The following is a 22,876-nucleotide window of genomic DNA, read 5'->3' as shown; positions in this document are numbered from 1 at the left end:
CTCAGATCACTCCGTTCGTCTTGAGGTCGGCCAGCTCCGCGGCTGTGAGACCCAGTTCGCGTTCGTAGATGTCGGTGTTGTGCTCCCCCAGCAGCGGGGAGCGCCGGACGTCGACGGCAGAGTCGGAGAGCTTCAGCGGGCTGCCCACGGTGACGTACGTGCCGCGCTCGGGGTGCTCGACCTCGACCACGATCTCGTTGTCCCGCAGGCTGGCGTCCTCGACGATTTCCTTGGTGGAGAGGATGGGGCCGCAGGGGATGTTGTGGGCATTGAGCTTCTCCAGGACCTGCCATTTCGGCAAGGTGCTGGACCATTCCTCGATCAGCTGGAACATCTTGCCGAGCTTCGGCAGCCGCGACTCGGGCGTGTTCCACTCCGGGTCGTCGGCGAGCTCGGGCCGGCCGATCAGCTCGGTGATGGGCTGCCAGCCGACGGGCTGCACGATCACGTACACGTAGTCGTTCGGCCCGCCGGGCGCGCACTTGACCGCCCAGCCGGGCTGGCCGCCGCCGGAGGCGTTGCCGGAGCGCGGCACCTCGTCGCCGAAGTCCTCGTTCGGGTACTCGGCGAGCGGGCCGTGCGCGAGCCGCTGCTGGTCGCGGAGCTTGACGCGGCAGAGGTTGAGCACGGCGTGCTGCATGGCCACGTTGACGCGCTGGCCGCGCCCGGTGCTGCCGCGCTGGTAGAGCGCGGCCAGGATGCCGGCGACCGCGTGCATGCCCGTACCGGAGTCGCCGATCTGCGCGCCGGTGGCGAGCGGCGGGCCGTCCTCGAAGCCGGTGGTCGACATCGACCCGCCCATGGCCTGGGCCACGACCTCGTACGCCTTGAAGTTGGTGTACGGGCCGTCGCCGAAGCCCTTGATGGACGCGTAGACGATGCGCGGGTTGATCTCCTGGATCCGCTCCCAGGAGAAGCCCATGCGGTCGATGGCGCCGGGGCCGAAGTTCTCCACCATCACGTCGCTGCGCTTGATCAGCTCGGTGAGGAGCTCCTTGCCGCGCGGCGTCTTGGTGTTGAGGGTGATGCTGCGCTTGTTGCCGTTCAGCATCGTGAAGTACAGGCTGTCCACGTCCGGCAGATCACGCAGCTGCTTGCGCGTGATGTCTCCGGTCGGCGCCTCCAGCTTCACGACGTCGGCGCCGAGCCAGGCGAGGATCTGGGTGGCGGAGGGGCCGGACTGAACATGCGTCATGTCCAGGACGCGCACCCCGTCGAGGGCTTTCGTCACTTCTCGTCACCTCACTTGTACATCGTCTGGTTCATGGTTCCGGGGGCGTACGCGTCCGGGTCGACCCAGACGTTGATCAGCGACGGCTTGCCCGACTCGCGGGCCCGCTGCAGCGCGGGCGCGATGTCGGCCGGGTCGCGGACCTCCTCGCCGTAGCCGCCGAGCATCTTGGCGAACTGGTCGTACGGCACATCCCCGAGCGTGTTGCCGACCCGCTCCCGCTCCAGGCCGTACTTGGCGGCCTGGCCGTAGCGGATCTGGTTCATCGAGGAGTTGTTGCCGACGATGCCGACGAAGGGGAGGTTGTAGCGGACGAGGGTCTCGAAGTCCCAGCCCGTCAGGGAGAAGGCGCCGTCGCCGAAGAGCGCGACGACCTCCTTGTCGGGGCGCGCCTGCTTGGCCGCCAGGACGAAGGGGACGCCGACGCCGAGGGTGCCGAGCGGGCCCGGGTCCATCCAGTGACCGGGCGTGCGCGGCTGGACGACCTGGCCGGAGAAGGTGACGATGTCGCCGCCGTCGCCGATGTAGATCGAGTCCTCGGTGAGGAAGTCGTTGATCTCGCTGACCAGGCGGTACGGGTGGATCGGCGAGTCGTTCTTCTTCAGGTTCGGCAGCCGCTTCTCCAGGGCCTTCTGCTCGACGCCGCGCAGCTCCTCCAGCCAGTCCTTGCGCTTGGCGGCGCCGCCGTTGAGGCGTCCGGAGGCGGCCTGGGTCACGGCGGCGAGGACCTGGGAGGCGTCGCCGACGATGCCGAGGTCGATGTCGCGGTTCCGGCCGACGGTGCGGTAGTCCAGGTCGATCTGGACGACCGTGGCGGTCGGGGAGAGCCGCTTGCCGTAGCCCATCCGGAAGTCGAAGGGCGTGCCGACGATGATGATGAGGTCGGCCTCGGTGAAGGCGTAGCGGCGGGAGAGCTGGAAGTGGTGCGGGTCGCCGGGCGGCAGGGTGCCGCGGCCGGCTCCGTTCATGTACGCGGGCACGTTCAAGGTGCGTACGAGCTCGATCGCGGAGTCGGTGGCGCGGGTCGTCCAGACCTGGCTGCCGAGGAGGATGGCCGGCTTCTCGGAGTGGGCGAGGAGGTCGGCGAGCTTCTCGATGGCCTCGGGGTCGCCGGCGTTGCGCGTGGAGGCGCGGTAGTGCCCGGCTTTGGGTACGCGGGCCTTCTCCACCGGGACCTTTGCGTCGAGCACGTCGCGCGGTATCTCCAGGAAGGACGGTCCGGGCGCGCCGTGGAAGCACTCCCGGAAGGCCATGGAAACCATGTCCGCCGCCCGCGCGGTGTCGGGCACGGTGGCGGCGAACTTGGTGATCGGCGACATCATGTCGACGTGCGGGAGGTCCTGGAGAGACCCCATCTTGTGCTGGGTGAGCGCCCCCTGGCCGCCGATGAGCAGCATGGGGCTTTCGGCGCGGAAGGCGTTCGCCACGCCGGTGACGGCGTCGGTGGTGCCCGGTCCCGCGGTGACGACCGCGCAGCCCGGCTTGCCCGTGATGCGGGCGTAGCCGTCGGCGGCGTGCGCGGCCACCTGTTCATGCCGTACGTCGACCACTTCGATGCCTTCATCGACGCAGCCGTCGTAGATGTCGATGATGTGGCCGCCGCAGAGCGTGTAGATGACGTCGACGCCTTCGGCCTTGAGGGCCTTTGCGACGAGGTGGCCGCCGGATACCTGGTCTGAGGTGCCGGAAGTGCCGTCAGCCATGGCGAGTTCAGTCCCTTCGGAGCACGACTCTGTACATTGCATACAGGACACGAATACTGTATGCAGACGGTTATCCCGCATCGTCCAGTCGATGTCCAGGGGGCGTGCACCGGAAATCTCTACAGTCGAACCCGACCCAGGGCAGGTGCAGTTGACGATGGATCTGTTCGAGTACCAGGCGCGGGAGTTGTTCGCGCTCCACGGCGTTCCCGTGCTGGACGCGGCCGTCGTGTCGGACCCCGAATCGGCCCAGGTGGCCGCCGAGTTGCTGGGCGGCCGGGTGGTCGTCAAGGCGCAGGTGAAGACGGGCGGCCGCGGCAAGGCGGGCGGCGTGAAGCTCGCCGCGAATCCCGGCGAGGCGGTGGCCGCCGCCCAGGCCATCCTCGGGATGGACATCAAGGGCCACACGGTGGGCAAGGTGATGCTCGCCCGGACCGCGGACATCGCCGAGGAGTTCTACGCCTCCTACCTGCTGGACCGCACCAACCGCAGCTGGCTGGCGATGGCGTCGGCCGAGGGCGGCATGGACATCGAGGAGGTCGCGGCGACCAAGCCGGAGGCCCTGGCCCGGATCGCGATCGACCCGGTCGAGGGTGTGACGGAGGCGGTGGCCGGCGACATCGCGGCCGCGGCCGGGCTGCCGCCCGAGGCGGCGCCCGCGCTGGTCGCCCTCTGGGACGTCTTCACCACCGAGGACGCGGTGCTGGTGGAGGTCAATCCGCTCGTCCGCACCAAGGACGGCCGCATCCTCGCCATCGACGGCAAGGTGACCCTCGACGACAACGCCCGCGGCCGGCACCCGCGGCACGACACGTACGACACCCCGGGCGAGGGCGGCGACCTGGAGTCGCGGGCCCGCGCCAAGGGCCTCAACTACGTGAAGCTCGACGGCAGCGTCGGCATCATCGGCAATGGCGCGGGCCTGGTGATGTCCACCCTGGACGTGGTCGCCCGTAACGGCGCCCGGCCCGCCAACTTCCTGGACATCGGCGGCGGCGCGTCGGCGCAGGTCATGGCCGACGGCCTCGGCGTGATCCTCTCCGATACGGACGTGCGGTCCGTCTTCGTGAACGTCTTCGGCGGCATCACGGCCTGCGACGCCGTCGCCAACGGCATCGTGCAGGCGCTCGGCCAGGTCGAGCTGACCAAGCCCCTGGTCGTACGCCTCGACGGCAACAACGCGGCCGCCGGGCGGGAGATCCTCGACGCCGCCGCGCACCCCCTCGTCACCCGACTCGACACGATGGACGGCGCCGCCGCACGCGCCGCCGGGCTCGCACTGGCAGGGAGCTGACCATGGCCATCTACCTCACAGCGCACAGCAAGGTCGTCGTCCAGGGCATGACCGGCGCCGAGGGCCGCAAGCACACGGCCCGGATGCTCGCCGCCGGCACCAACGTGGTCGGCGGCGTGAACCCGCGCAAGGCGGGCCAGAAGGTCGACTTCGACGGCGTCGAAGTGCCGGTCTTCGGCTCCGTGAAAGAGGCCATCGACGTCACCGGCGCCGACGTCTCCGTCGTCTTCGTCCCGCCGCCCTTCGTCAAGGACGCCGTCGACGAGGCCACCGACGCCGGGATCGGCCTCGCCGTCGTCATCACCGAGGGCGTGCCCGTACACGACACGGTCGCCTTCCGCGCCCGGGCGGCCGCCGCGGGGACCCGCATCGTCGGGCCCAACTGCCCGGGCCTGATCACCCCGGGCGAGTCCAACGCCGGGATCATCCCCGCCGACATCACCAAGCCGGGCCGCATCGGCCTGGTCTCCAAGTCCGGCACGCTGACGTACCAGCTCATGTACGAGCTGCGCGACATCGGCTTCTCCACCTGCGTCGGCATCGGCGGCGACCCGGTGATCGGCACCACCCACATCGACTGTCTGCGCGCCTTCGAGGAGGACCCGGACACCGATCTGATCGTGATGATCGGGGAGATCGGCGGGGACGCGGAGGAGCGGGCGGCCGACTTCGTACGCGCGAGCGTCAGCAAGCCGGTGGTCGGGTACGTCGCGGGCTTCACCGCGCCCGAAGGCAAGACCATGGGCCACGCGGGCGCCATCGTCTCTGGCTCGTCCGGCACGGCACAGGCCAAAAAGGAAGCGCTCGAAGCGGCCGGGGTACGGGTCGGCGAGACGCCTTCCGAGACCGCCAGGATCGCCAGGGAGGTGCTCGGGTGACGCAGGGAGCCGAAGGACTGCTGCGGCGACGGGAGCTGCGGGGTGTGGAGTTCGTCCCACTCGACGAACGGGCAAAGCGACCGCTCAGCGGAGTCGCTATCGTCGCCTGCATGGATGCCCGGCTGGGGATCGAAACGATCTTCGGCCTGCAGCCGGGCGACGCCCATGTGATCAGAAATGCGGGCGGATGCGTCACACCCGACGCCCTCCGCTCGCTGAAGCTGAGCCAAGAGCGGGGCGGCACCAGCGAGATCCTGCTGGTGCACCACGAGGACTGCGCGGCGCTGAGCGACCCGGCCGGCGACCTTGCGCAGTGCATCGACCGCCTCCGTACGAGCACCGAGCTGCCCCACAACGGCGTGGTCCGCGGCTTCCTTTACACGCGCAGTGGTGCGCTGCGCGAGATCCGCCCCCGACGAGCGGAGAAGCTCCCATGACCCTCAACCCCCTTATTCTGAAGCCCGGCACCTCCTGGGCCGACGCCTGGCGGCGCTGCGGCGAGGTGGCCCCCGAGGCCTTCCGCGACGACCGCGTGCTCAACCTGCACAGCGGCGGCTGGCAGGCCGACGGCAGCGTGCTGCCCACCGTCTCCCCCGTCGACGGCAGCCAGCTGGCCGGCCTGCCCCGCCTCGACGCCGCCACCGCCCACCAGGCCGTACGGGCCGCGGCCGGCACCCACGCCGAGTGGGGCCGCAAGCCCCTCGCCGAGCGCAAGGCGCGCGTCAGCGCCGCGCTCGACGCGCTGACCGAGCACCGCGAGCTGCTCGCGCTGCTGCTCGTATGGGAGATCGGCAAGCCCTGGAAGCAGGCCCAGCAGGACGTGGACCGGGCGATCGACGGCGTCCGCTGGTACGTCGAGGAGATCGACTCGATGGTCGACGGCCGGGTGCCGCTGCCTGGCCCGGTCTCCAACATCGCCTCCTGGAACTACCCGATGAGCGTGCTGATGCACGCCATGCTGGTCCAGGCCCTGGCCGGCAACGCCGTCATAGCCAAGACGCCCACCGACGGCGGCCTCGCCTGCCTCACCCTCGCCTGCGCCCTCGCCGTCCGCGAGGAGCTGCCGCTCACCCTTGTCAGCGGCAGCGGCGGCGCCCTGTCGGAGGCGCTTGTACGGGCCCCCGAGATCGGCTGCGTCTCCTTCGTCGGCGGCCGGGACACCGGCGGCCAGGTCGCCACCGCCGTCGCCGACCTCGGCAAGCCGCACATCCTGGAGCAGGAGGGTCTCAACTGCTGGGGCGTGTGGGACTACTCCGACTGGGACACCCTGGCCGCGCAGATCCGTAAGACCTTCGACTACGCCAAGCAGCGCTGCACCGCGTATCCGCGCTTTGTCGTGCAGCGGTCGCGCTTCGCGGACTTCCTCCAGGCCTATCTGCCCGCGGTGAGGTCGGTCCGCTTCGGCCACCCCCTGGCCGTCGAGAACCCCGGCGACGACCTCCCCCAGCTGGACTTCGGCCCGCTGATCAACGCCGCCAAGGCCAAGGAGCTCGGCGACCTGGTCAACGAGGCCGTCAGCCGGGGCGCGGTGCCGCTGTTCCAGGGATCCCTGGACGACGCCCGGCTGCTGCCCGGCCAGGACACGTCGGCGTACCTGCCGCCGGTCACCCTCCTCAACCCGCCGCCCAGCTCCCCGCTGCACCACGCCGAGCCCTTCGGCCCCGTCGACACGATCGTCCCCGTCGACACCGAGGCGGAGCTGCTGGCCGCCATGAACGCCTCCAACGGCGCCCTCGTGGCCTCGCTGTCCTGCGACGACGAGGACACCTTCGACCGCCTCGCCCCGCAGATCCGGGCCTTCAAGACCGGCCACGGCAAGCCCCGCTCGCGCGGCGACCGGGCCGAGCTCTTCGGCGGCTTCGGCGCGTCCTGGCGCGGCGCGTTCGTCGGCGGCGAGCTGCTGGTACGGGCCGTCACCGAGGGCGCGGCGGACGAGCGGGCGCCGGGGAACTTCCCGGAGTACCAGCTCATGCCCGCCTAGCGCCGCCGAGTATCCGACAAACGCATATCTCCATCCCCAACTGGGCCTTCAGCGGCCGCAGTTGCGGGCCCATTATCGGCCAGATCCACTGACGCCCATCCTTCCGACGGGAGTTACGCCATGGCCGATAGGGACGATATGTCACGCCGGAAGGTGCTGCTGGGAGGAGCGGCGCTCGGGGGTGCGGCGGCGGTCGGCCTCGGCGGACCCGTCACACCCGCGAGCGCCAGGACCAACCGCCCCGTCGCCGCCGCGGCCTCGAGCCCGGCGGCGACGGTGACACCCGGCGACGCCCGCTACCGCGACATGATCTCCGGCAGCAACGGCCGCTGGAAGGCCGCCCCCCAGGCCATCCGCGTGCCCCGCACCACCGCGCAGGTCGTCGACGCGGTCCAGGAGGCGGTACGGGCGGGCAAGCGCATCGCCGTACGCAGCGGCGGGCATTGCTACGAGGCCTTCGTCTACCACTCGGACGTCGAGGTCATCATCGACCTGTCGGCCATGAATGACGTCGACTACGACACCGAGCGCGGCGCCTTCGCCGTCGAGGCGGGCTGCACGCTCTGGGAGGTCTACCTGGAGCTGTACCGCACCTGGGGCGTCACGATCCCGGGCGGCACCTGCGGCTCGGTCGGCGCCGGCGGGCATGTGGCGGGCGGTGGCTACGGCGCGCTGTGCCGCCAGGCCGGGCTGACCGTCGACCACCTCCACGCCGTCGAGGTCGTCGTGGTGGACGCCGACGGCCGGGCCCGTGCCGTCCTCGCCACCAGCGACGCGGACGACCCGCACCGCGACCTGTGGTGGGCGCACACCGGCGGTGGCGGCGGCAGCTTCGGCATCGTCACCCGCTATTTCTTCCGCACCCCCGGCACCGGCCGCCTCGCCCCCGAGAAGCAGCTGCCGAGGCCGCCCGGCGAGGTGTACTCACACGCGCAGTCCTGGCCTTGGAGCGACATCACCGAGGACCGCTTCGCCACGCTGCTGCGCAACTACGGCACCTTCTTCGAGAAGCACAGTGCCCCCGACTCCCCGTACACGGGCCTCTTCAGCATGCTGGTACTCAGCTCGCGGGCCAGCGGCGAGATATCGCTGTCCACACAGATGGACGCCACCCGGCCGGACGCGGCAAAGCTGCTCGACGACTTCCTCGCCGCCGTCGGCCGCGGGCTCGGCAAGACGCAGCCGATGACCAAGCGCGCGGGCGAGGTGCAGGCGCGGCCCGAGCTCTTCGCGCGGCAGAAGCGGTCCTGGCTGGAGGCGACCAGAGCCTTCGCCGGCGGCGGCTGGGGCGGCCTGGGCGACTACAAGTCGGCGTACCTGCGCAAGGGCTTCCCCGACGACCAGATCGCGGCCCTGTACAAGCACCTCACCGAGACCGACCTGACCGGGGTCATGCTCGCCGTCGACTCGTACGGCGGCCGGGTCAACGCGGTCGCGCCGGACGCGACCGCGGTGGCGCAGCGCGACTCGATCCTCAAGCTGCAGTACCAGGCCTACTGGGACGAGCCGGCCGAGGAGGCCGCGAAGCTCGCCTGGATCCGCGGCGTCTACCGCGACGTGTACGCGGACACGGGCGGCGTCCCGGTGCCCGGCGAGGTCACCGACGGCACGTACATCAACTACCCGGACATCGACCTCGCCGACCCCGAATGGAACACCTCCGGCGTTCCCTGGCACGACCTGTACTTCAAGGCGGGCTACCGCCGACTGCAGCAGGTCAAGCGCCGCTACGATCCGCGCGACGAGTTCCGCCACCCCCACTCGATCAGATAGCTTTCCCTACGTGACCGATGGCCTGCACACCCAGTTCGAACGCGGCACCGACGGCCCGAAGGTGATCGTCGTCGGCGTCGACGGCTCCGACAGCTCCTGGCGCGCCGCCGCCTACGCCGGCGGCCTCGCGCGGCGGCAGAACGCCCTCCTCGCCATCGTCTACGTCCAGCCGCCGCTGGCCGGCGCGGCCGCCTTCGGCGCGAACGTGGCGGAGGCGACGGAGGGCGTCGCCGACGAGCTGGTCAAGGAGATCCGCGACACGGCGGAGAAGCTGCGCGGCACCTTCGACGTCCGCTGGGAGTTCCACACCCTGCACGGCGACCCGTACAGCGGTCTGGTGAAGGCGGCCGACGACCTGACCGCGGACGCGGTGGTCGTCGGCTCCTCCGAGCAGGCCGGGCACCGCTTCGTCGGCTCGGTGGCGGTACGGCTGGTGAAGGCGGGCCGCTGGCCCGTCACCGTGGTGCCGTAACGGAGGCTGCGCCTCACCTCGCGCGGCACGGGCCGCTGCGGCACCTTGGTGCGTATGAGTAACCACACCTACCGAGTGACAGAGATCGTCGGCACCTCGCACGAGGGGCTCGACGCCGCCATCAGGAACGGCGTCTCCCGGGCCGGGCAGACGCTGCGCAACCTCGACTGGTTCGAGGTCACGCAGATCCGCGGGCAGCTCACCGATGAGGGCGTCGAGCACTGGCAGGTCGGCATGAAGGTCGGCTTCCGGCTCGAGGACGCCGACGGGTGAGTCAGCAGCCAGGCGCGAGTCAGTAGCCGACCCGTGCCCCCACCGCCCGGTGGTCGGAGTAGTCCAGGTCGCTCCGGTCGTCGCCGGTGAGTGCCTTGTCCGCGGCGTCGCCCTCGTCGAAGCCCGGGATCACCGTGTTGGTCATGGCGGGCGGGGCGCCGGAGTCGCGGCGGGCGAGGAGGAAGTCGATGCGGCGGTGGTCGCCGTCGTCGTTGATGTGCGTCCAGTCCTTGGCCAGGCAGTCCGGGATCGAGCCGCCGCCTGCCGCGCACTTGGCGTAGCCGGCGTCGCGGAAGCGGTGCTTGCCGCCGACGTCGGCGTTGGCGGCCGCGTACCAGTCGGTCCAGCCGCCCGCGGACTTCCGGTCTCCGTGGTTGGTGTCGCCACCCGCGACGTACAGGTCGGCGACGCCGTAGCCGTCCTCGGTGAGCTCATTGCTGAGCTCGCCCGCGTTGGACGGGGCGCACTTCATGCCGCCGTGGCTGATCGTCGGCCAGTGGAAGGACGCCGCCGTGACGTCCTTGCCGGACGCCTTGTCGTGCAGCAGCGCCTTGACGCCCTTGGAGCGGGCCTGGTTGTTGGCGATGCACTCGTCCTGGTTCGCCGGGTTCTCGCGCTGGGCCTGCCAGCGGTTCTTCGGCGAGGCGGAGAGCTTGAGGGAGAGCCGGTCGGTGCGCCAGATGACGGCGTTGGTCTGGATCGCCTTCTCGGCGCCGCAGCTGCCCCCGCCCGGGTCCGGATTCGCCTCGGCCACCACCCCGGCGTAGCTCTCGCCGAAGTGCTCCTTCATCCGCGTCAGCAGCGTCTTGAGCTGCTCCTGGCCGCCCACCTGCTGCACGAGGTAGATGTCGGGCCGGTACTTCTGCAGCCGCATGTAGTACATGAGGTCATGCCAGTCGCCGGGGCATTTGGCCTCCGTGCTGACCGGCAGATTCTCCACGTTCGCGTCGTAGACCTGCAGAAACGACGGGTCGTTGTTCGGCACCGCCTCGGCCGGCGCGGCAGGCGCCGACGGCGTGACGAGCAGCGGTGCGGCCAGCGCGGCGACGCCGGCGAGCAGCCGTGATGTGCGCATGTTCCCATCCCCCGTATGCGGTAGTTCGCGTCCGGGGGATTCTGCCGGGCGGTACGGGCCCGCGACCGGAGTTTGCACCGCAACGCAAACCGCGGCCGCGGGACCGGCTACCGGGCCGTAGCCGCCGCTACCCCGTCCGAGTCGAGACCGGCGGCCTCGCCGCGCCGGTACGCGGCCGTGAAGGCCGCGTCCCCCAGTGCCCGCCGTGCCCGGCCGGCCGTACGGTCCACATCGCCGCGCTCCGCGGGGGGCAGCGGGGCCCCGGTGGCGGCGCGGGCGGCGGCAGCGGCGCCCAGCAGCAGGGCCGCCGGCTCCGCCCGCCCGGCAAGGGCAGAGGCGGCGGCGAGGCCCTCGAGGCCGAGGGCGATCGCGCGCGGGTCGCCGGTGGTGCGGGCCGCCTCGTATCCCTGGTCGTGCAGCGTCCACGCTTCGGCGGCGTCGCCGCGCAGTTCGGCGATGAAGCCGAGCTCGGCCAGCAGCAGCGCGTTGGCGCCGTCGAGGCCGACGTCCTGGTGCCACGCCAGCACCGCCCGCAGATGCGCCTCCGCCTCGTCGAGGCGTCCCTCGCGGCGGGCGCCAAGCCCCAGCCCGAGCCGGGCGTTGAACTCACCCGCACGGAAGCCGAGTTCGGCGGCGGTGCGCAGCGACTTCTCGTGATAGTCCCGGGCGGCGGCGAAGTCGCCGGTCAGCAGCGCGATCCGGCCGAGTCCGGAGAGCAGGTCGGCGGCCTGCGTGGAGATGCCGAACTCCCGCGCGGTCGTCAGCGCGTCCTGGTGCAGCTCGGTCGCACGCGCGTAGTCGCCGTGGATCTCGGCGACCGCCGCCTGCGGATACACCGACCACAGCCGCCCACAGGCGTCGCCGACCGCTTCGAAGAGCCGTACGCTGCGGGCCGCGTCCCGCTCGGTGCCCGCCAGGTCGCCGTGCAGCAGCCGCTGCATCGACCGGTCGGCGAGCGCAGCCGCCTCGCCCCACCGGTCGCCGAGCTCCACGAATCCGGCCAGCGCCCGCTCGGTGAGCTCATCGCCCTCGGAGAGTCCGCCGGTGCCGCACAGCGCGTGCGCCAGGAACCAGCGCGCCCAGGCCTGCCCGGCCGCGTCGGCCACCGCGCCGTACTCCTTGAGCGCCGCCTCGCTGCGCGCGGCGCGGTCCTCGCCGTCGCCGCCGAGGATGGCCAGGCCGACCAGCCAGACGCGCATTCGTGCGCGCGGCTCGGCGTCGCCGCCGGGCAGGTCGAGCGCGGCGGTCGCCGAGCGGCGGGCCTCGGTCAGCCGGCCGCGCATGAACCAGTACCACGCCAGGGCGTCGACGAGGCGGAGCGCGAGGGCCGCGTCGCCGTGCTCCACCGCCGCGTCCAGCGCCCGGCGCAGGTTGGCGCTCTCGGCGTCCAGCACGGCCAGCCACTCGCGCTGCCCGGGGGCGCGCAGCCGCGGCTCCGCGGACTCGGCCAGGCCGGTGTAGTACGCCAGGTGGCGTTCGCGTATGTCCGCGAGCTCACCCGCCTCGGCCATCCGCTCGACGCAGTACGCCGCCACCGACTCCAGCAGCCGGTAGCGCTCCCCCGCCACGACCACCAGCGAGCGGTCCACCAGCCGGGCCAGGACGTCGAGTACGTCGTCGCCGGCCACGCCCGCACCGCCGCACACCGCCTCGGCGGCCTGCAGCGTGCAGCCGTCGGCGTGCGCGGCGAGCCGCCGCAGCACCGTGCGCTCAGTGTCGTCCAGCAGCTCCCAGCTCCAGTCGATCACCGCCCGCAGCGTCTGCTGCCGGGCGGGGGCGCCGCGCTGCCCGGCGCGCAGCAGCCGGAACCGGTCGTCGAGACGCTCCAGCAGCTGGTGCACGCCCAGCGCCCGCACCCGGGTGGCGGCCAGCTCCAGGGCGAGCGGAATCCCGTCCAGGCGGCGGCAGATCGCCGCCACCGCATCCCGGTTGCCGTCGTCGCATACGAAGCCGGGGGCAGCGGCCGCGGCCCGTGCCGCGAACAGTTCGACGGCGCCCTCGGGCGTCAGTGGCGGCACCGCCCACAGCGTCTCGCCGGCCAGTGCGAGGGGCTCCTGGCTCGTGGTCATCACCACCAGCCCGGGTGCGGTGCGCAGCAGCAGCTCGACCAGCGTCGCGGCCTGGTCCACGACGTGCTCGCAGTTGTCGAGCACCAGCAGCATCCGTTTGCCGCGCAGCACCTCGGCGAGCCGGCCCGCGGCGTCAGGTGCCGTGCCGCCCTCCGGCCTGACGCCCCAGGCCCCGTCGTCACGCAGCCCCATGGCGGCGGCGACGACCTCGGCCAGGTCGGATCCGGTTCCCGCGCCGACGAGTTCGACCAGCCACTCGCCGTCCGGGTAGGTGCCCTCCAGACTTTCCGCGACGGCCAGGGCGAGCCGGGTCTTGCCGACCCCGCCGGGCCCGGTCAGCGTGACCAGCCGACGCCCGGCGAGGATCCCCGCCACCTCGGCGACGGCCTCGTCGCGGGCGATGAGCTCGCTGAGCGGTGCGAGGATGTTGCCGCGCGGGACAGTGGCGGCCGGTGCGGCCGGCTCCTGCCGCAGCAGCGCCCCGTGCAGTTCGGCCAGCTCCGGGCTCGGGTCGATGCCCAGCTCGTCCGCGAGCCGGGCCCGCAGGTCCTCGTAACCGGTGAGCGCCTCGCTCTGCCGGCCGGCCCGCTGCAGGGCCCGCAGCTGTACGGCGCGCAGCCGCTCGCGCAGCGGGTACCGGTCCACCAGACCGGTCAGCTCGCCGACCAGCTGCGCGTGCTCGCCCGCCTCCAGCCGCGCCTCGGCCTGCTCCTCCAGTACGGCCAGCCGGTCCTCCTCCAGCCGGTCGATCGCGGCGCGTGCGAAGGCGTGCCCGTCGAAATCGGCGAACGCGGGACCCCGCCACAGCGCCAGCGCCTCGCCCAGCAGCCCGGCGCGCTTTCCGGCATCGGGTGCGCTCCTGGCCCGCGCGGCGAGGGCGGCGAAGCGGTGTGCGTCCAGCGCCCCTTCGGCCACGGACAGCTGGTAGCCGGGCGCGCGGGAGACGACGAGGCCGCGGCCACCCGGCTCGGCCTCGTCCAGGGCACGGCGCAGCTGGGAGACCTTCGCCTGCAGCGCCCGCGCCGGGTTGCCGGGCGGCTCCTCGCCCCACAGGTCGTCGATCAGCCGGTGCGCGGCGACGGGCCGGCCCGGGTCCACCAGCAGCGAGGCGAGCAGCGTACGGACCTTGAGCTCCGGGATCCGGACCTGCTCCCCGTCGTCGGTCCAGACAGCCGTCTCCCCCAGCACCCCGAATCGCATGCGGCCCACCGTAGCCCGGCCGTCCGACCAGCCCGGAACCGGGCCGAAACCGCAGCCGAGCCGGACCCGAACAGCTGGGCGGCACTGTTCCTTCCGTCAGCACGGCACACCGGAACTCAAGGAGCAGATCATGGGACGCAACACCGGCAAGACGGCACTGGTCACCGGCGGCAGCCGCGGCATCGGCCGGGCCATCGCCCTGCGGCTCGCCGCGGACGGCGCCCGCGTCGGCGTGCACTACGCGGCCAACGAGACGGCCGCTAAGGAGACCGTCGCCGCCATCGAGGCCGCGGGCGGCAGCGCCTTCTCCTTCCGTACGGAACTGGGCGTGCCCGGCGACGCCGACGCGCTGTGGCAGGCCTTCGACCAGCACGCCGACGGACTCGACATCCTGGTCAACAACGCGGGCACGGCAGGGCCCGGCACCATCCACGACGTCACCGAGGCCGACTACGACAAGGTCTTCGCGGTCAACGCCAAGGCACCCTTCTTCGTCATCCAGAAGGGCCTGGACCGGCTCCGCGACGGCGGCCGCATCATCAACATCTCCTCCGGCGTCACCAAGGTCGCCTTCCCCGGCATGACCGCGTACGCCGCCAGCAAGGGCGCGGTGGAGGTGCTGACGCTGACCCTCGCGCAGACCCTGGGCGCCCGCGGCATCACCGTCAACGCCGTCTCCCCCGGCACCATCGAGACCGACATCCACCCGTGGATGGCAGACCCCGACGCCAGGGCGCACGCCGCCGCGTTCTCCGTCTTCGACCGCGTCGGCCAGCCCGACGACGTCGCCGACGTCGTCGCCTTCCTCGCCTCCCCCGACGCCCGCTGGGTCACCGGTCAGAACATCGACGCCAGCGGCGGATCCGGCCTGGGCATCTGACGGCCCCGGCTCCCGATCGGTCCACGCCCGCTGAAGTACGCCTGCCGAAGAAGGACAGCCATGCCGCACACCCTCCTCGTCGTCGCCCACCCCCGTCCCGACTCGCTCACGGCGCAGGTCGCCGCCCGGCTGCACGCGGCGGTCAAGGACCGCGGCGACAGCGTCGACGTACTCGACCTGCATGCCGAGAAGTTCGACCCGCGCCTGACCGAGCCCGACGAGCCGGACTGGGAGGATCGCGAGAAGCACTACTCGCCCGAGGTGCACGCCCATATGGAGCGCATCACCGCGGCCGACGAGATCATCGTCGTCTTCCCCGTGTGGTGGTGGGGTCTGCCCGCCATCGCCAAGGGCTGGATCGACCGGGTGTGGAACTACGGCTTCGCATACGGCCGCAGCAAGCCACGGCTGCGCGGCAAGCGGATGCGGTGGCTGGCCCTGGCCGGCGGGACCGAGCAGGACTACGCGGGCAGCGGCCTGGATACCGCGATGGATGTCCAACTGCGGGTCGGGATCTCCGAGTTCTGCGGCATCGACGACGCGGCAGTCCGTCTCGTCCACGGCACCGAGCTCTCCGGCATCCCCCTGGACGCCCGCCCCGCCCACGTGCACCGCATCCTCGACTCCGCGGAGGCGGCGATCTCGTGACGTGCGCACGTTTCCTACGAGCCGCGGACGGCGCTTTGCACGACAGCGCAATCAGCCGTCGGCAGGCTCCCGGAACGTCTCCCCCACGCTCGCGATCCCGTCCGCGCCATGCCCGGCCGCCGCCGCCCGCGCCAGCAGCCGCAGCGCCAGCTCCGGCACATCGGTGCGCAGCCCCGCCTGCCGGCTGCCGTCGGCCAGGTGCTCCATCGCCGCCGCGTGTACGGCCACGGTGCCGTCGTCGTCGGGGTACCGGCGCTCGGCGAGCTGGCGGCCGTGCTCGGCCATCAGCGAGGTCACGAACGGCATGTGGTCCGCCGCGACGGCCGCGAACTCCTCCGGCGCGACCCCCGCCGCGGCCGCCAGCGCGGTCGCGTGGTGGAACCCGGCGAGTGCGCCCCAGGCGAGGCCGAACAGCGCGGTGTCGTAGACGGAGGCGAGCCCGGGTTCGGCGCCGAGCTGGACGACGTTGCCGAGGCCGGCAAGCGTGCCGCGGTGTTCCGCGGCGGCCGCCTCGGAGCCGCTCATCACGAACAGCGCCTCGGGGCTGCCGACCAGGCGGGTGCCGCTCATGGCCGCCCCGTCGAGGTAAGCCGCGCCGTATCGGGCGGTTTCCGCGGCCAGTTCCCGCGCCTCGTCCGGGGTGCCGGAGGTGAGGTTCACCAGGGTGCGGCCGCGCAGACCGGCCGACGCCGGCTCGATGAGCTTCCGTACGGTCGCGTAGTCCGGCAGGCACACCACCACCAGCGGACTCGCCGCGATGGCGGCCGCGGGGCTCGCCGCGGTCTCCGCGCCTTCCGCGGCCAGCGGGACGGCTTTGGCGGGGGTGCGATTCCACACGGTGGTGTGATGGCCGGCGGCGAGGAATGCCTGGGCCAGGCGGGTGCCCATCTGGCCGAGGCCGAGGACGGTTACGGAGCTCTGCATGCCGTTGTTGTCAACCATGCATAGAAACTCGTGCAGTTGCGGCTGGCGATCAACGCCGAAGTGCTCTGCGTTCCCTTAGCGGAGCTAAAGGTGGTCACTTGAGCAGCTTGGACATCCTGCGGTCGGCGAGGGGCTTGCCGCCCGTCTGGCAGGTGGGGCAGTACTGCAGGGCCGAGTCGCTGAAGGAGACCTCGCGGATGGTGTCGCCGCAGACCGGGCAGGCCTCGCCCTTGCGGCCGTGCACCCGCAGGCCGCTCTTCTTCTCCGCCTTCAGCCTGCCCGCGGCCACCCCGCGGGAGCGCTCCACCGCGTCGCGGAGGGTGTCGCCGATGGCGCTGTAGAGGACGGACGCCTCGTCGTCCGACAGCTTGGCGGCGATCTTGAACGGGGACAGCTTGGCCACGTGCAGGATCTCGTCGGAGTAGGCGTTCCCGATCCCTGCGATCGTGGACTGGTCGCGCAGCACGCCCTTGATCTGCCGCCGCTCCGCCGCGAGGAGCTTCCGGAAGGCGTCCTCGGTGAAATCGTCGTCCAGCGGCTCCGGCCCGAGCCTGGCGATGCCCGTGACCTCGGCCGGGTCCCGTACGACATAGACGGCGAGCTTCTTCTGGGTCCCCATCTCGGTGAGGTCGAAACCGCCGGTCTCCGGCTCCGCCAGCTTTACGCGCAGGGCGAGCGGGCTCTTGCCGCCGGGCCGCGGCGGCGTGGCCGGGAAGGTGTCCTTCCACTGCAGCCAGCCGGCCCTGGCCAGGTGCACGCACAGGTGCAGCTCGTCCCCGACCGCCATGTCGAGGAACTTGCCGCGCCGGCGCACCCCGGTCACCGTCTGCCCTTCCAGGGCGGTGACGGGCGGGTCGTACGTCTTCAGCGTATTGATCGTCAGCGGCAGCACGCGCGCGATCTCGCGGCCGACCAGGTGCTCGCCGAGGAAATCGGCGAGCGCTTCCACCTCAGGCAGCTCGGGCATGGGTTCAGTGTTACGCACCCGGCGGGTGCATGCTGGAGACATGTACGAGGAGCGGCCGGCCGCAGGGCTTCCGGGCGCCGTGGTGTGGACCCGCAGCGGCCCGCAGACCGGCGGCGAGTACCGGGTGCTGCCGGATGGCTGCACGGACATCATCTGGGCGGACGGCAGCCTGCTCGTCGCCGGCCCGGACACCCGCGCCTTCGTGGCCCGCGGGGCGCCCTGCGCGGAGTACGCCGCGATCCGCTTCGCCCCTGGTCAGGGGCCGACCGTGCTCGGCGTCGAGGCGCATGAGCTGCGCAATCAGCGGGTGCCGCTGGAGGCGCTGTGGCCGGGCGCCGAGGCCCGTCGGCTGGCCGAGCAGGTGGCCGAGGCGGCGGACCGGGGCGCGGCCCTGGAGGCGGTCGCCGCCCGGCGGCTGCGCGAGGCCACACCGCCCCCCGCGTTCCTGGGCCCGGTCGTCGCGGCCCTGCGGGCCGGCCGTACGGTCGCCGAGGTCGCGGAGCGTACGGGCCTGGGCGAGCGGACCCTGCACCGCCGCTCGCTGGCCGCCTTCGGCTACGGCCCCAAGACCCTGGCCCGGGTACTGCGCCTGAACCGCGCCCTGGACCTGGCCCGCGCCGGCCTCCCGTACGCCGAGGTGGCGGCGGCCACCGGCTACGCGGACCAGGCGCACCTCGCCCGCGAGGTGAAGTCCCTCGCGGGCGTGGCGCTGGGCGAACTGCTTCAGGGCAGCCGCGCGTAGAGGCTGACGCCGTTGCCGTCCGGGTCCTGGATGATGGCGTAGCGCTGGCCCCAGTCGGCGTCCCAGGGGGCCTTGTCGCCCTGGTGTCCTGCGGCGGTGAGGGCCGCGTACGTCTTGTCGACCTCGGCGGGGTTGTCGAACTCGAAGCAGATCCCGATCCGCCCGGCGCTCGCCGGCGGCTCGTACTCCGGGGCGAAGGAGCGGATGGTCTCCTCCGAGTCCCACATGAGCTTGACGCCGCCGCCGAGGTCGACCTCCACGTGCGGCGCCGTGTCCGCCTCCGCCGGGATGTCGAGCCCCAGCGCGCGGTAGAACGCGAGGGTCGCGGGGAGGTCGATGGCGATCATTCCGATGGCATTCATTCGTGCGCTCATGCGGCCACGTTAGGCATCGGCCGGCGCCGCCGTCTTGAAGCTTTCGGACAGCCGCGCCCCGACCTCGGCCCGCAGCAGCTCCTGGTCCAGCATCGCGCCCGCGACCAGCCCGGATGCCGCCGCGGGCCCGACGGCGGCGAAGGGCATCGGCAGCGCCGCCCGGTGCGCCATGTCCCCGGCCGCGTACACGCCCGCCACGGTGGTCCGCTCAAAGTCGTCCACCTCGACACCGCCACCGGGAAGCAGCCCGCACCCGAGCCGCTCGGCCAGCGGCGACCGCTGCCTGAGCACCGGCCCGACGAACACCGCATCCCGCTCCAGCGCCGCCCCGCCCTCGAAGGCGATCCGCTCCAGCTGCCCGCCCGTCCCCTCGAAGCGCGTGACGGCCTCGCACCGTACGACCACGCCCCGCTCGGCGAGCAGCGCGGCCGCCGCATCCGGCAGCGCCACGCCGTCCGTCACCAGCGCCACCTCGTCGCTGAACCGCCGCAGCTGCAGCGCCAGCCGCGCATGCTCCTCCCCCGCCCCGTGCACGGCGACCCGCTTCCCGCTGACCTCGAAGCCATGGCAGTACGGGCAGTGGAACGCCGACTTCCCCCACAGCTCGGCCAGCCCGCTGACCTGCGGAATCTCATCCCGTACGCCGGTCGCGAGCAGCAGCCTGCGGCCCTGCACGGTCCCGCCGCCCGCCGGCACCAGCCCGAAGCCCGTGCCGCCCAGGTCCCGCGCGGACTCCGCGGCGGCGTCGCGCACCTCGACCTCCGGATACGCGGCCAGCTGCGCGCGGCCGATGCGGCGCAGCTCGGCGGGCGGGGTGCCGTCGTGTCCGAGGAAGTTGTGCACGGCCTCCGCGGGGGCGTTACGGCCCGGTCCCGCGTCCAGCAGCAGGGTGCTGCGGCGGGCCCGGCCCAGGGTCAGGGCGGCGCCGAGGCCGGCCGGGCCGCCGCCCACGATGATCACGTCGTACATGAGGGTCCTCTCACTTGACCTGGACCCTCACTCTGCAAGTTAATGTCAACATGAAGTCAAGCATGACCATCGGACAGCTCGCGGAGCGCTTCGGTCTCGCCTCGCACGTGCTGCGGCACTGGGAAGCCATGGGTCTGCTCACCCCGGCCGAGCGCGTGAACGGGCGGCGGCGCTATGGCGAGGAGCACATCACCCGGGTCGCGATGATCGTCGGCGGCAAGCAGGGTGGGCTGAGTCTGGAGCAGTTGCGGGGGCTGTTCGCCGCCGGGTCGCCCGCCGAGCGGCATCAGTTGCTCGACGAGCAGCGCGCCGAGCTCGACCGGCGCATCCGCGAGATCGAGGCGTCGAAGGCGATGATCGACCACGCGCTGGACTGCGAGGCGCACGACTTCACGCAGTGTCCCAACTTCCGGCGGATGGTGGCCGAGCTGGCCGGGGGCGCGCGGATCGAGGACGTGACCGGCCGGCGGTTCTGATGATCCATCAGGTGACGTCCGGCACCTCCCTGGCGGGACGGCGTTTCCGCTAGCGTGCGGCGGGCACCACCCAGGCGAACCGCACCAAGGGAGAGCAATAGATGGCTACAGCCGTCATCGCCGGGGTGCTCAGGGAACGGGCGCCGGACGAGCGCCGCGTCGCCCTGATCCCCGACGCCGTAAGCCGCCTCAAAAGGGCGGGAGTCGAGATTCTGGTGGAGACGGGCGCGGGCGCGGCCGCCTGGTTCTCCGACGCCGACTACACCGCCGCGGGCGCCGAGGTCGTCCCGGCGGACGAACTGCTGCGCCGCGCCGAAGTGGTGCTGTGCGTGGGCCCGCCGGACGCCGAGGCCGCGGGCGCGCTGCGCGAAGGACAGACCGTGATCGGGATGCTGGAGCCCTTCCGGCACCAGGACCTCGTCGCCGAACTGGCCGAACGCGGCGTCACGCTGGTCAGCCTCGACCTGCTGCCGCGCACCCTCAGCCGCGCGCAGTCCATGGACGCACTGACGTCCCAGGCCAGCGTCGCGGGCTACAAGGCGGCGCTGCTGGCCGCCGATTCGTACGACCGCTACTTCCCGATGCTCACCACCGCCGCCGGCACCTCCAAGCCGGCGGTCGTGCTGGTGCTGGGCGCCGGCGTCGCGGGGCTGCAGGCGATCGCGACCGCGCGGCGGCTCGGCGCGGTGGTGTCGGGGTATGACGTACGGCCCGCGGCGAAGGGCGAGATCGAGTCGCTGGGCGCGAAATACCTGGAGCTGGAGGGCATCGCCGACGCGGCCACCGAGGGGGGCTACGCGCGTCAGCTCACCGACGACGAGCAGCAGGCGCTGCTGCGCGCGCTGGAGGACCACATCGCCCGCGCCGACGTCGTCATCACCACGGCCCGGGTGCCGGGCCGGAAGCCGCCGCCGCTGGTGACCGAGCGGGCGGTGCAGCGGATGCGCTCCGGCTCCGTCGTCGTCGACATGGCGGCGAGCGACCTCGGCGGCAATGTCGAGGGCTCCGAGCCGGACAAGACGGCGGTGCTGGACAACGGCGTCACGCTGATCGGCGCGGGGAATCTCCCCTCCGTGATGGCGACCGCCGCCTCCACCGCGTACGCCCGCAACATCGGCGCGCTGCTCACGCACCTCCTCCACGAGGGCGCCGTACGTATCGACACCGGCGACGAAATCCAGGCGGGCGTCGTCGTCGCCCACGCGGGCGAAGTCCTCAACACCACCGTCGCCGGAGGCGCCAAGTGACGCTCGACCTCCTCACCGCCGTGACCATCTTCGTGCTGAGCGTCCTCGTCGGCTTCGAGGTCATCAGCAAGGTCCCGGCCACCCTGCACACGCCGCTGATGTCCGGCGCCAACTCCATCCACGGCATCGTCCTGATCGGCGCCATGCTGGTCACCGCGTCCGCCGACACCACCCTCGGGTACGTCCTCGCCTTCGTCGCGGTCGCCTTCGGCGCGATGAACGTGGTCGGCGGCTATGCGGTCACCGACCGGATGCTGGAGATGTTCAAGAAGGGACCGGCCGCGTGAGCGATCTCGAGACCACGATCCGGTACGTGCTGCTGGCCGCCGCGGCGTGCTTCGTACTGGGCCTGCGGCTGATGAACTCCCCCGCCACCGCGCGCCGCGGCAACACGCTCTCCGCGGGCGCGATGGGCGTCGCCATCCTCGCGACCGGCGTGCTGCTGGCCGAGGACGGCTCGATCACCGCCACCGGGTGGATCGTGCTGCTCGCCGCCGTGCTGGTCGGCTCCGCGGCCGGGCTCTATGCGGCGCGCAGCGTGCAGATGACGGCGATGCCGCAGCTGGTGAGCCTGTTCAACGCGGTGGGCGGCGGGGCGGCCGCGCTGCTGGCGATCGGGCATGTGCTGCAGCACGAGCACGCGTCGGAGCTGCCCGCGCGGATCATGGTGCCGGGCGCGATCGATATCCTGATCGGGGCGGTCACCTTCTCCGGGTCGCTGATCGCGGCGGGCAAGCTGCAGGGCATCGTCCCGGGCCGCCCGATCGTCTTCCCGGGCGCGCGGGCGCTGAACGTCCTCCTCGCGCTGGCCTTCACCGCCTCGGCCGTCTGGCTGATCGCCGACCCGGCCTCCGGCCCCGCGCTGTGGCTGCTGACGGTGGCCGGGCTCGCCTTCGGCGTGACCATGGTGCTGCCGATCGGCGGCGCCGACATGCCCGTGGTGATCTCGCTGCTCAACGCCTTCACCGGCACGGCCGTCGGCATGTCCGGGTTCGTCATCGGCGAGCCCGCCCTGATCATCGCGGGCGCCCTGGTCGGCGCCTCCGGCACCATCCTGACCAAGCTGATGGCCGATGCCATGAACCGTTCCATCCCGGCGATCATCATCGGCGGCTTCGGTACGGGCGACGACACCGCGGGCGGCGCGGCCGGCGGCGACACCCATGTGCACACGGTCACCTCCGACGACGTCGCCATCCAGCTGGCGTACGCCCAGAAGGTCATCATCGTGCCCGGCTACGGCCTCGCCGCCGCCCAGGCGCAGCACGAGCTCGGCGACCTCGCGGCGCTGCTCACGGAGCGTGGCGTGGAGGTGTCGTACGCGATCCACCCGGTCGCGGGCCGGATGCCGGGGCACATGAACGTGCTGCTCGCCGAGGCGAACGTCCCGTATCCGCAGCTCAAGGAGATGGAGGACGTGAATCCGGAGTTCGCCCAGGCGGATGTGGCGCTGGTGATCGGCGCGAACGACGTGACGAACCCGGCCGCCAGGCGGCCGGGCAACGCCATCTCCGGTATGCCGATCCTGGACGTCGACCAGGCGAGGAGCATCGTGGTGATCAAACGCTCCATGGGCCACGGCTACGCCGGCATCGACAACGAGCTCTACACCGACCCCAAGACCGGGATGCTCTTCACGGACGCCAAACAGGGCGTCGCTGATCTGAAGGCGGCGGTACGGGAGTTCGTCGCCTGAAGTC

22 protein-coding genes are annotated in these 22,876 nt (G+C 72.2%); 14 read left to right on the top strand and 8 right to left on the bottom strand.

All coding sequences use genetic code 11. The annotated features are described in order from the left end of the window. Position 1: 1 nt before the first annotated feature. Both frc and ACNNMR_RS42700 read right to left on the bottom strand, forming a co-directional pair. Positions 2-1,231 (bottom strand): formyl-CoA transferase, encoded by a 1,230-nt coding sequence (gene frc, locus ACNNMR_RS42705; RefSeq protein ID WP_420000151.1) that lies wholly within the window; start codon positions 1,229-1,231, stop codon positions 2-4. 11 nt (positions 1,232-1,242) lie between these two features. Then, entirely contained in the window at positions 1,243-2,934 is a 1,692-nt protein-coding gene (locus tag ACNNMR_RS42700) for a thiamine pyrophosphate-binding protein (protein ID WP_420000150.1), read from the bottom strand. A 157-nt stretch (positions 2,935-3,091) separates the two neighbouring features. Here ACNNMR_RS42700 and sucC point away from each other — a divergent pair, with 157 nt between their 5' ends. From sucC to ACNNMR_RS42665, 7 genes are all read left to right on the top strand, one after another. Next, a complete protein-coding gene (gene sucC / locus ACNNMR_RS42695) occupies positions 3,092-4,228 on the top strand; it encodes an ADP-forming succinate--CoA ligase subunit beta (RefSeq protein ID WP_420000149.1) in 1,137 nt (378 codons plus the stop codon). 2 nt (positions 4,229-4,230) lie between these two features. Then, the gene (sucD, locus tag ACNNMR_RS42690; RefSeq protein WP_420000148.1) at positions 4,231-5,106 is read left to right on the top strand and encodes a succinate--CoA ligase subunit alpha; all 876 of its coding nucleotides are present in this window, start codon (positions 4,231-4,233) and stop codon (positions 5,104-5,106) included. Further along, positions 5,103-5,543 (top strand): carbonic anhydrase, encoded by a 441-nt coding sequence (locus ACNNMR_RS42685; RefSeq protein WP_420000147.1) that lies wholly within the window; start codon positions 5,103-5,105, stop codon positions 5,541-5,543. Before sucD ends, ACNNMR_RS42685 begins: the two co-directional genes overlap by 4 nt. Next, positions 5,540-7,087 carry an aldehyde dehydrogenase family protein gene (locus tag ACNNMR_RS42680; protein WP_420000146.1) on the top strand — a complete coding sequence of 516 codons (1,548 nt, stop codon included), beginning with the start codon at positions 5,540-5,542 and terminating at the stop codon, positions 7,085-7,087. Before ACNNMR_RS42685 ends, ACNNMR_RS42680 begins: the two co-directional genes overlap by 4 nt. Before the next feature lie 120 nt (positions 7,088-7,207). Beyond that, positions 7,208-8,860 carry an FAD-binding oxidoreductase gene (locus ACNNMR_RS42675; RefSeq protein ID WP_420000145.1) on the top strand — a complete coding sequence of 551 codons (1,653 nt, stop codon included), beginning with the start codon at positions 7,208-7,210 and terminating at the stop codon, positions 8,858-8,860. A 10-nt stretch (positions 8,861-8,870) separates the two neighbouring features. Continuing rightward, complete coding sequence (locus ACNNMR_RS42670; protein ID WP_420000144.1) at positions 8,871-9,332, top strand: universal stress protein; 462 nt, start codon at positions 8,871-8,873, stop codon at positions 9,330-9,332. Positions 9,333-9,386: 54 nt separating this feature from the next. Further along, positions 9,387-9,605: a dodecin gene (locus tag ACNNMR_RS42665; RefSeq protein WP_420000143.1), complete on the top strand. Its 219-nt coding sequence runs from the start codon at positions 9,387-9,389 to the stop codon at positions 9,603-9,605. 19 nt (positions 9,606-9,624) lie between these two features. Here the strand turns inward: ACNNMR_RS42665 and ACNNMR_RS42660 are convergent, their stop codons facing one another. Continuing rightward, positions 9,625-10,680, bottom strand: coding sequence for a hypothetical protein (locus ACNNMR_RS42660; protein WP_420000142.1), 1,056 nt, complete (start codon positions 10,678-10,680; stop codon positions 9,625-9,627). Between the two features lie 107 nt (positions 10,681-10,787). After that, on the bottom strand, positions 10,788-13,949 hold the full coding sequence (locus tag ACNNMR_RS42655; protein WP_420000141.1) for a BTAD domain-containing putative transcriptional regulator: 3,162 nt from the start codon (positions 13,947-13,949) through the stop codon (positions 10,788-10,790). Between the two features lie 130 nt (positions 13,950-14,079). On the opposite strand from ACNNMR_RS42655, the gene ACNNMR_RS42650 reads away from it, so the two are divergent. Together ACNNMR_RS42650 and ACNNMR_RS42645 are read left to right on the top strand one after the other, a co-directional pair. Next, positions 14,080-14,829, top strand: a complete 750-nt coding sequence (locus ACNNMR_RS42650) for an SDR family oxidoreductase (protein ID WP_420000140.1) — start codon at positions 14,080-14,082, stop codon at positions 14,827-14,829. Positions 14,830-14,889: 60 nt separating this feature from the next. Further along, a complete protein-coding gene (locus tag ACNNMR_RS42645) occupies positions 14,890-15,477 on the top strand; it encodes an NAD(P)H oxidoreductase (protein ID WP_420000139.1) in 588 nt (195 codons plus the stop codon). Between the two features lie 51 nt (positions 15,478-15,528). Here ACNNMR_RS42645 and ACNNMR_RS42640 read toward each other — a convergent pair whose 3' ends face one another. Then, complete coding sequence (locus ACNNMR_RS42640; protein ID WP_420000138.1) at positions 15,529-16,419, bottom strand: NAD(P)-dependent oxidoreductase; 891 nt, start codon at positions 16,417-16,419, stop codon at positions 15,529-15,531. A 76-nt stretch (positions 16,420-16,495) separates the two neighbouring features. After that, a complete protein-coding gene (locus ACNNMR_RS42635) occupies positions 16,496-17,368 on the bottom strand; it encodes an Fpg/Nei family DNA glycosylase (RefSeq protein ID WP_420000137.1) in 873 nt (290 codons plus the stop codon). A 40-nt stretch (positions 17,369-17,408) separates the two neighbouring features. Here ACNNMR_RS42635 and ACNNMR_RS42630 point away from each other — a divergent pair, with 40 nt between their 5' ends. After that, positions 17,409-18,110 carry a helix-turn-helix domain-containing protein gene (locus ACNNMR_RS42630; RefSeq protein ID WP_420000658.1) on the top strand — a complete coding sequence of 234 codons (702 nt, stop codon included), beginning with the start codon at positions 17,409-17,411 and terminating at the stop codon, positions 18,108-18,110. On the opposite strand, the gene ACNNMR_RS42625 is transcribed toward ACNNMR_RS42630, so the two are convergent. Beyond that, a complete protein-coding gene (locus tag ACNNMR_RS42625; protein ID WP_420000136.1) occupies positions 18,092-18,484 on the bottom strand; it encodes a VOC family protein in 393 nt (130 codons plus the stop codon). The two genes, ACNNMR_RS42630 and ACNNMR_RS42625, sit on opposite strands and share 19 nt — an antisense overlap. A 9-nt stretch (positions 18,485-18,493) precedes the next feature. Next, positions 18,494-19,453 carry an NAD(P)/FAD-dependent oxidoreductase gene (locus ACNNMR_RS42620; RefSeq protein ID WP_420000135.1) on the bottom strand — a complete coding sequence of 320 codons (960 nt, stop codon included), beginning with the start codon at positions 19,451-19,453 and terminating at the stop codon, positions 18,494-18,496. 62 nt (positions 19,454-19,515) lie between these two features. On the opposite strand from ACNNMR_RS42620, the gene ACNNMR_RS42615 reads away from it, so the two are divergent. From ACNNMR_RS42615 to ACNNMR_RS42600, 4 genes are all read left to right on the top strand, one after another. Then, positions 19,516-19,929, top strand: a complete 414-nt coding sequence (locus ACNNMR_RS42615; protein WP_420000134.1) for a MerR family transcriptional regulator — start codon at positions 19,516-19,518, stop codon at positions 19,927-19,929. Positions 19,930-20,030: 101 nt separating this feature from the next. Continuing rightward, the gene (locus ACNNMR_RS42610; RefSeq protein WP_420000133.1) at positions 20,031-21,176 is read left to right on the top strand and encodes an NAD(P) transhydrogenase subunit alpha; all 1,146 of its coding nucleotides are present in this window, start codon (positions 20,031-20,033) and stop codon (positions 21,174-21,176) included. Then, positions 21,173-21,463, top strand: coding sequence for an NAD(P) transhydrogenase subunit alpha (locus ACNNMR_RS42605; protein ID WP_420000132.1), 291 nt, complete (start codon positions 21,173-21,175; stop codon positions 21,461-21,463). Before ACNNMR_RS42610 ends, ACNNMR_RS42605 begins: the two co-directional genes overlap by 4 nt. After that, positions 21,460-22,872, top strand: a complete 1,413-nt coding sequence (locus ACNNMR_RS42600; protein WP_420000131.1) for an NAD(P)(+) transhydrogenase (Re/Si-specific) subunit beta — start codon at positions 21,460-21,462, stop codon at positions 22,870-22,872. Before ACNNMR_RS42605 ends, ACNNMR_RS42600 begins: the two co-directional genes overlap by 4 nt. The last annotated feature ends 4 nt before the right edge of the window (positions 22,873-22,876 follow it).

Source organism: Streptomyces boninensis, from assembly GCF_048572725.1.
Lineage (GTDB): Bacteria > Actinomycetota > Actinomycetes > Streptomycetales > Streptomycetaceae > Streptomyces > Streptomyces boninensis.
Note: the sequence above shows the minus strand (reverse complement) of the source record. Positions and strands in the feature narration are given on the sequence as shown.

Coding starts and splice junctions, on each gene's coding strand:
- ACNNMR_RS42630 (WP_420000658.1), top strand. CDS start 17,409: ATGTACGAGGAGCGGCCGGCCGCAGGGCTTCCGGGCGCCGTGGTGTGG.
- ACNNMR_RS42615 (WP_420000134.1), top strand. CDS start 19,516: ATGACCATCGGACAGCTCGCGGAGCGCTTCGGTCTCGCCTCGCACGTG.
- sucD (WP_420000148.1), top strand. CDS start 4,231: ATGGCCATCTACCTCACAGCGCACAGCAAGGTCGTCGTCCAGGGCATG.
- ACNNMR_RS42700 (WP_420000150.1), bottom strand. CDS start 2,934: ATGGCTGACGGCACTTCCGGCACCTCAGACCAGGTATCCGGCGGCCAC.
- ACNNMR_RS42610 (WP_420000133.1), top strand. CDS start 20,031: ATGGCTACAGCCGTCATCGCCGGGGTGCTCAGGGAACGGGCGCCGGAC.
- ACNNMR_RS42675 (WP_420000145.1), top strand. CDS start 7,208: ATGGCCGATAGGGACGATATGTCACGCCGGAAGGTGCTGCTGGGAGGA.
- ACNNMR_RS42635 (WP_420000137.1), bottom strand. CDS start 17,368: ATGCCCGAGCTGCCTGAGGTGGAAGCGCTCGCCGATTTCCTCGGCGAG.
- ACNNMR_RS42660 (WP_420000142.1), bottom strand. CDS start 10,680: ATGCGCACATCACGGCTGCTCGCCGGCGTCGCCGCGCTGGCCGCACCG.
- ACNNMR_RS42625 (WP_420000136.1), bottom strand. CDS start 18,484: ATGAGCGCACGAATGAATGCCATCGGAATGATCGCCATCGACCTCCCC.
- ACNNMR_RS42680 (WP_420000146.1), top strand. CDS start 5,540: ATGACCCTCAACCCCCTTATTCTGAAGCCCGGCACCTCCTGGGCCGAC.
- ACNNMR_RS42665 (WP_420000143.1), top strand. CDS start 9,387: ATGAGTAACCACACCTACCGAGTGACAGAGATCGTCGGCACCTCGCAC.
- ACNNMR_RS42655 (WP_420000141.1), bottom strand. CDS start 13,949: ATGCGATTCGGGGTGCTGGGGGAGACGGCTGTCTGGACCGACGACGGG.
- ACNNMR_RS42645 (WP_420000139.1), top strand. CDS start 14,890: ATGCCGCACACCCTCCTCGTCGTCGCCCACCCCCGTCCCGACTCGCTC.
- ACNNMR_RS42640 (WP_420000138.1), bottom strand. CDS start 16,419: ATGGTTGACAACAACGGCATGCAGAGCTCCGTAACCGTCCTCGGCCTC.
- ACNNMR_RS42620 (WP_420000135.1), bottom strand. CDS start 19,453: ATGTACGACGTGATCATCGTGGGCGGCGGCCCGGCCGGCCTCGGCGCC.
- sucC (WP_420000149.1), top strand. CDS start 3,092: ATGGATCTGTTCGAGTACCAGGCGCGGGAGTTGTTCGCGCTCCACGGC.
- ACNNMR_RS42650 (WP_420000140.1), top strand. CDS start 14,080: ATGGGACGCAACACCGGCAAGACGGCACTGGTCACCGGCGGCAGCCGC.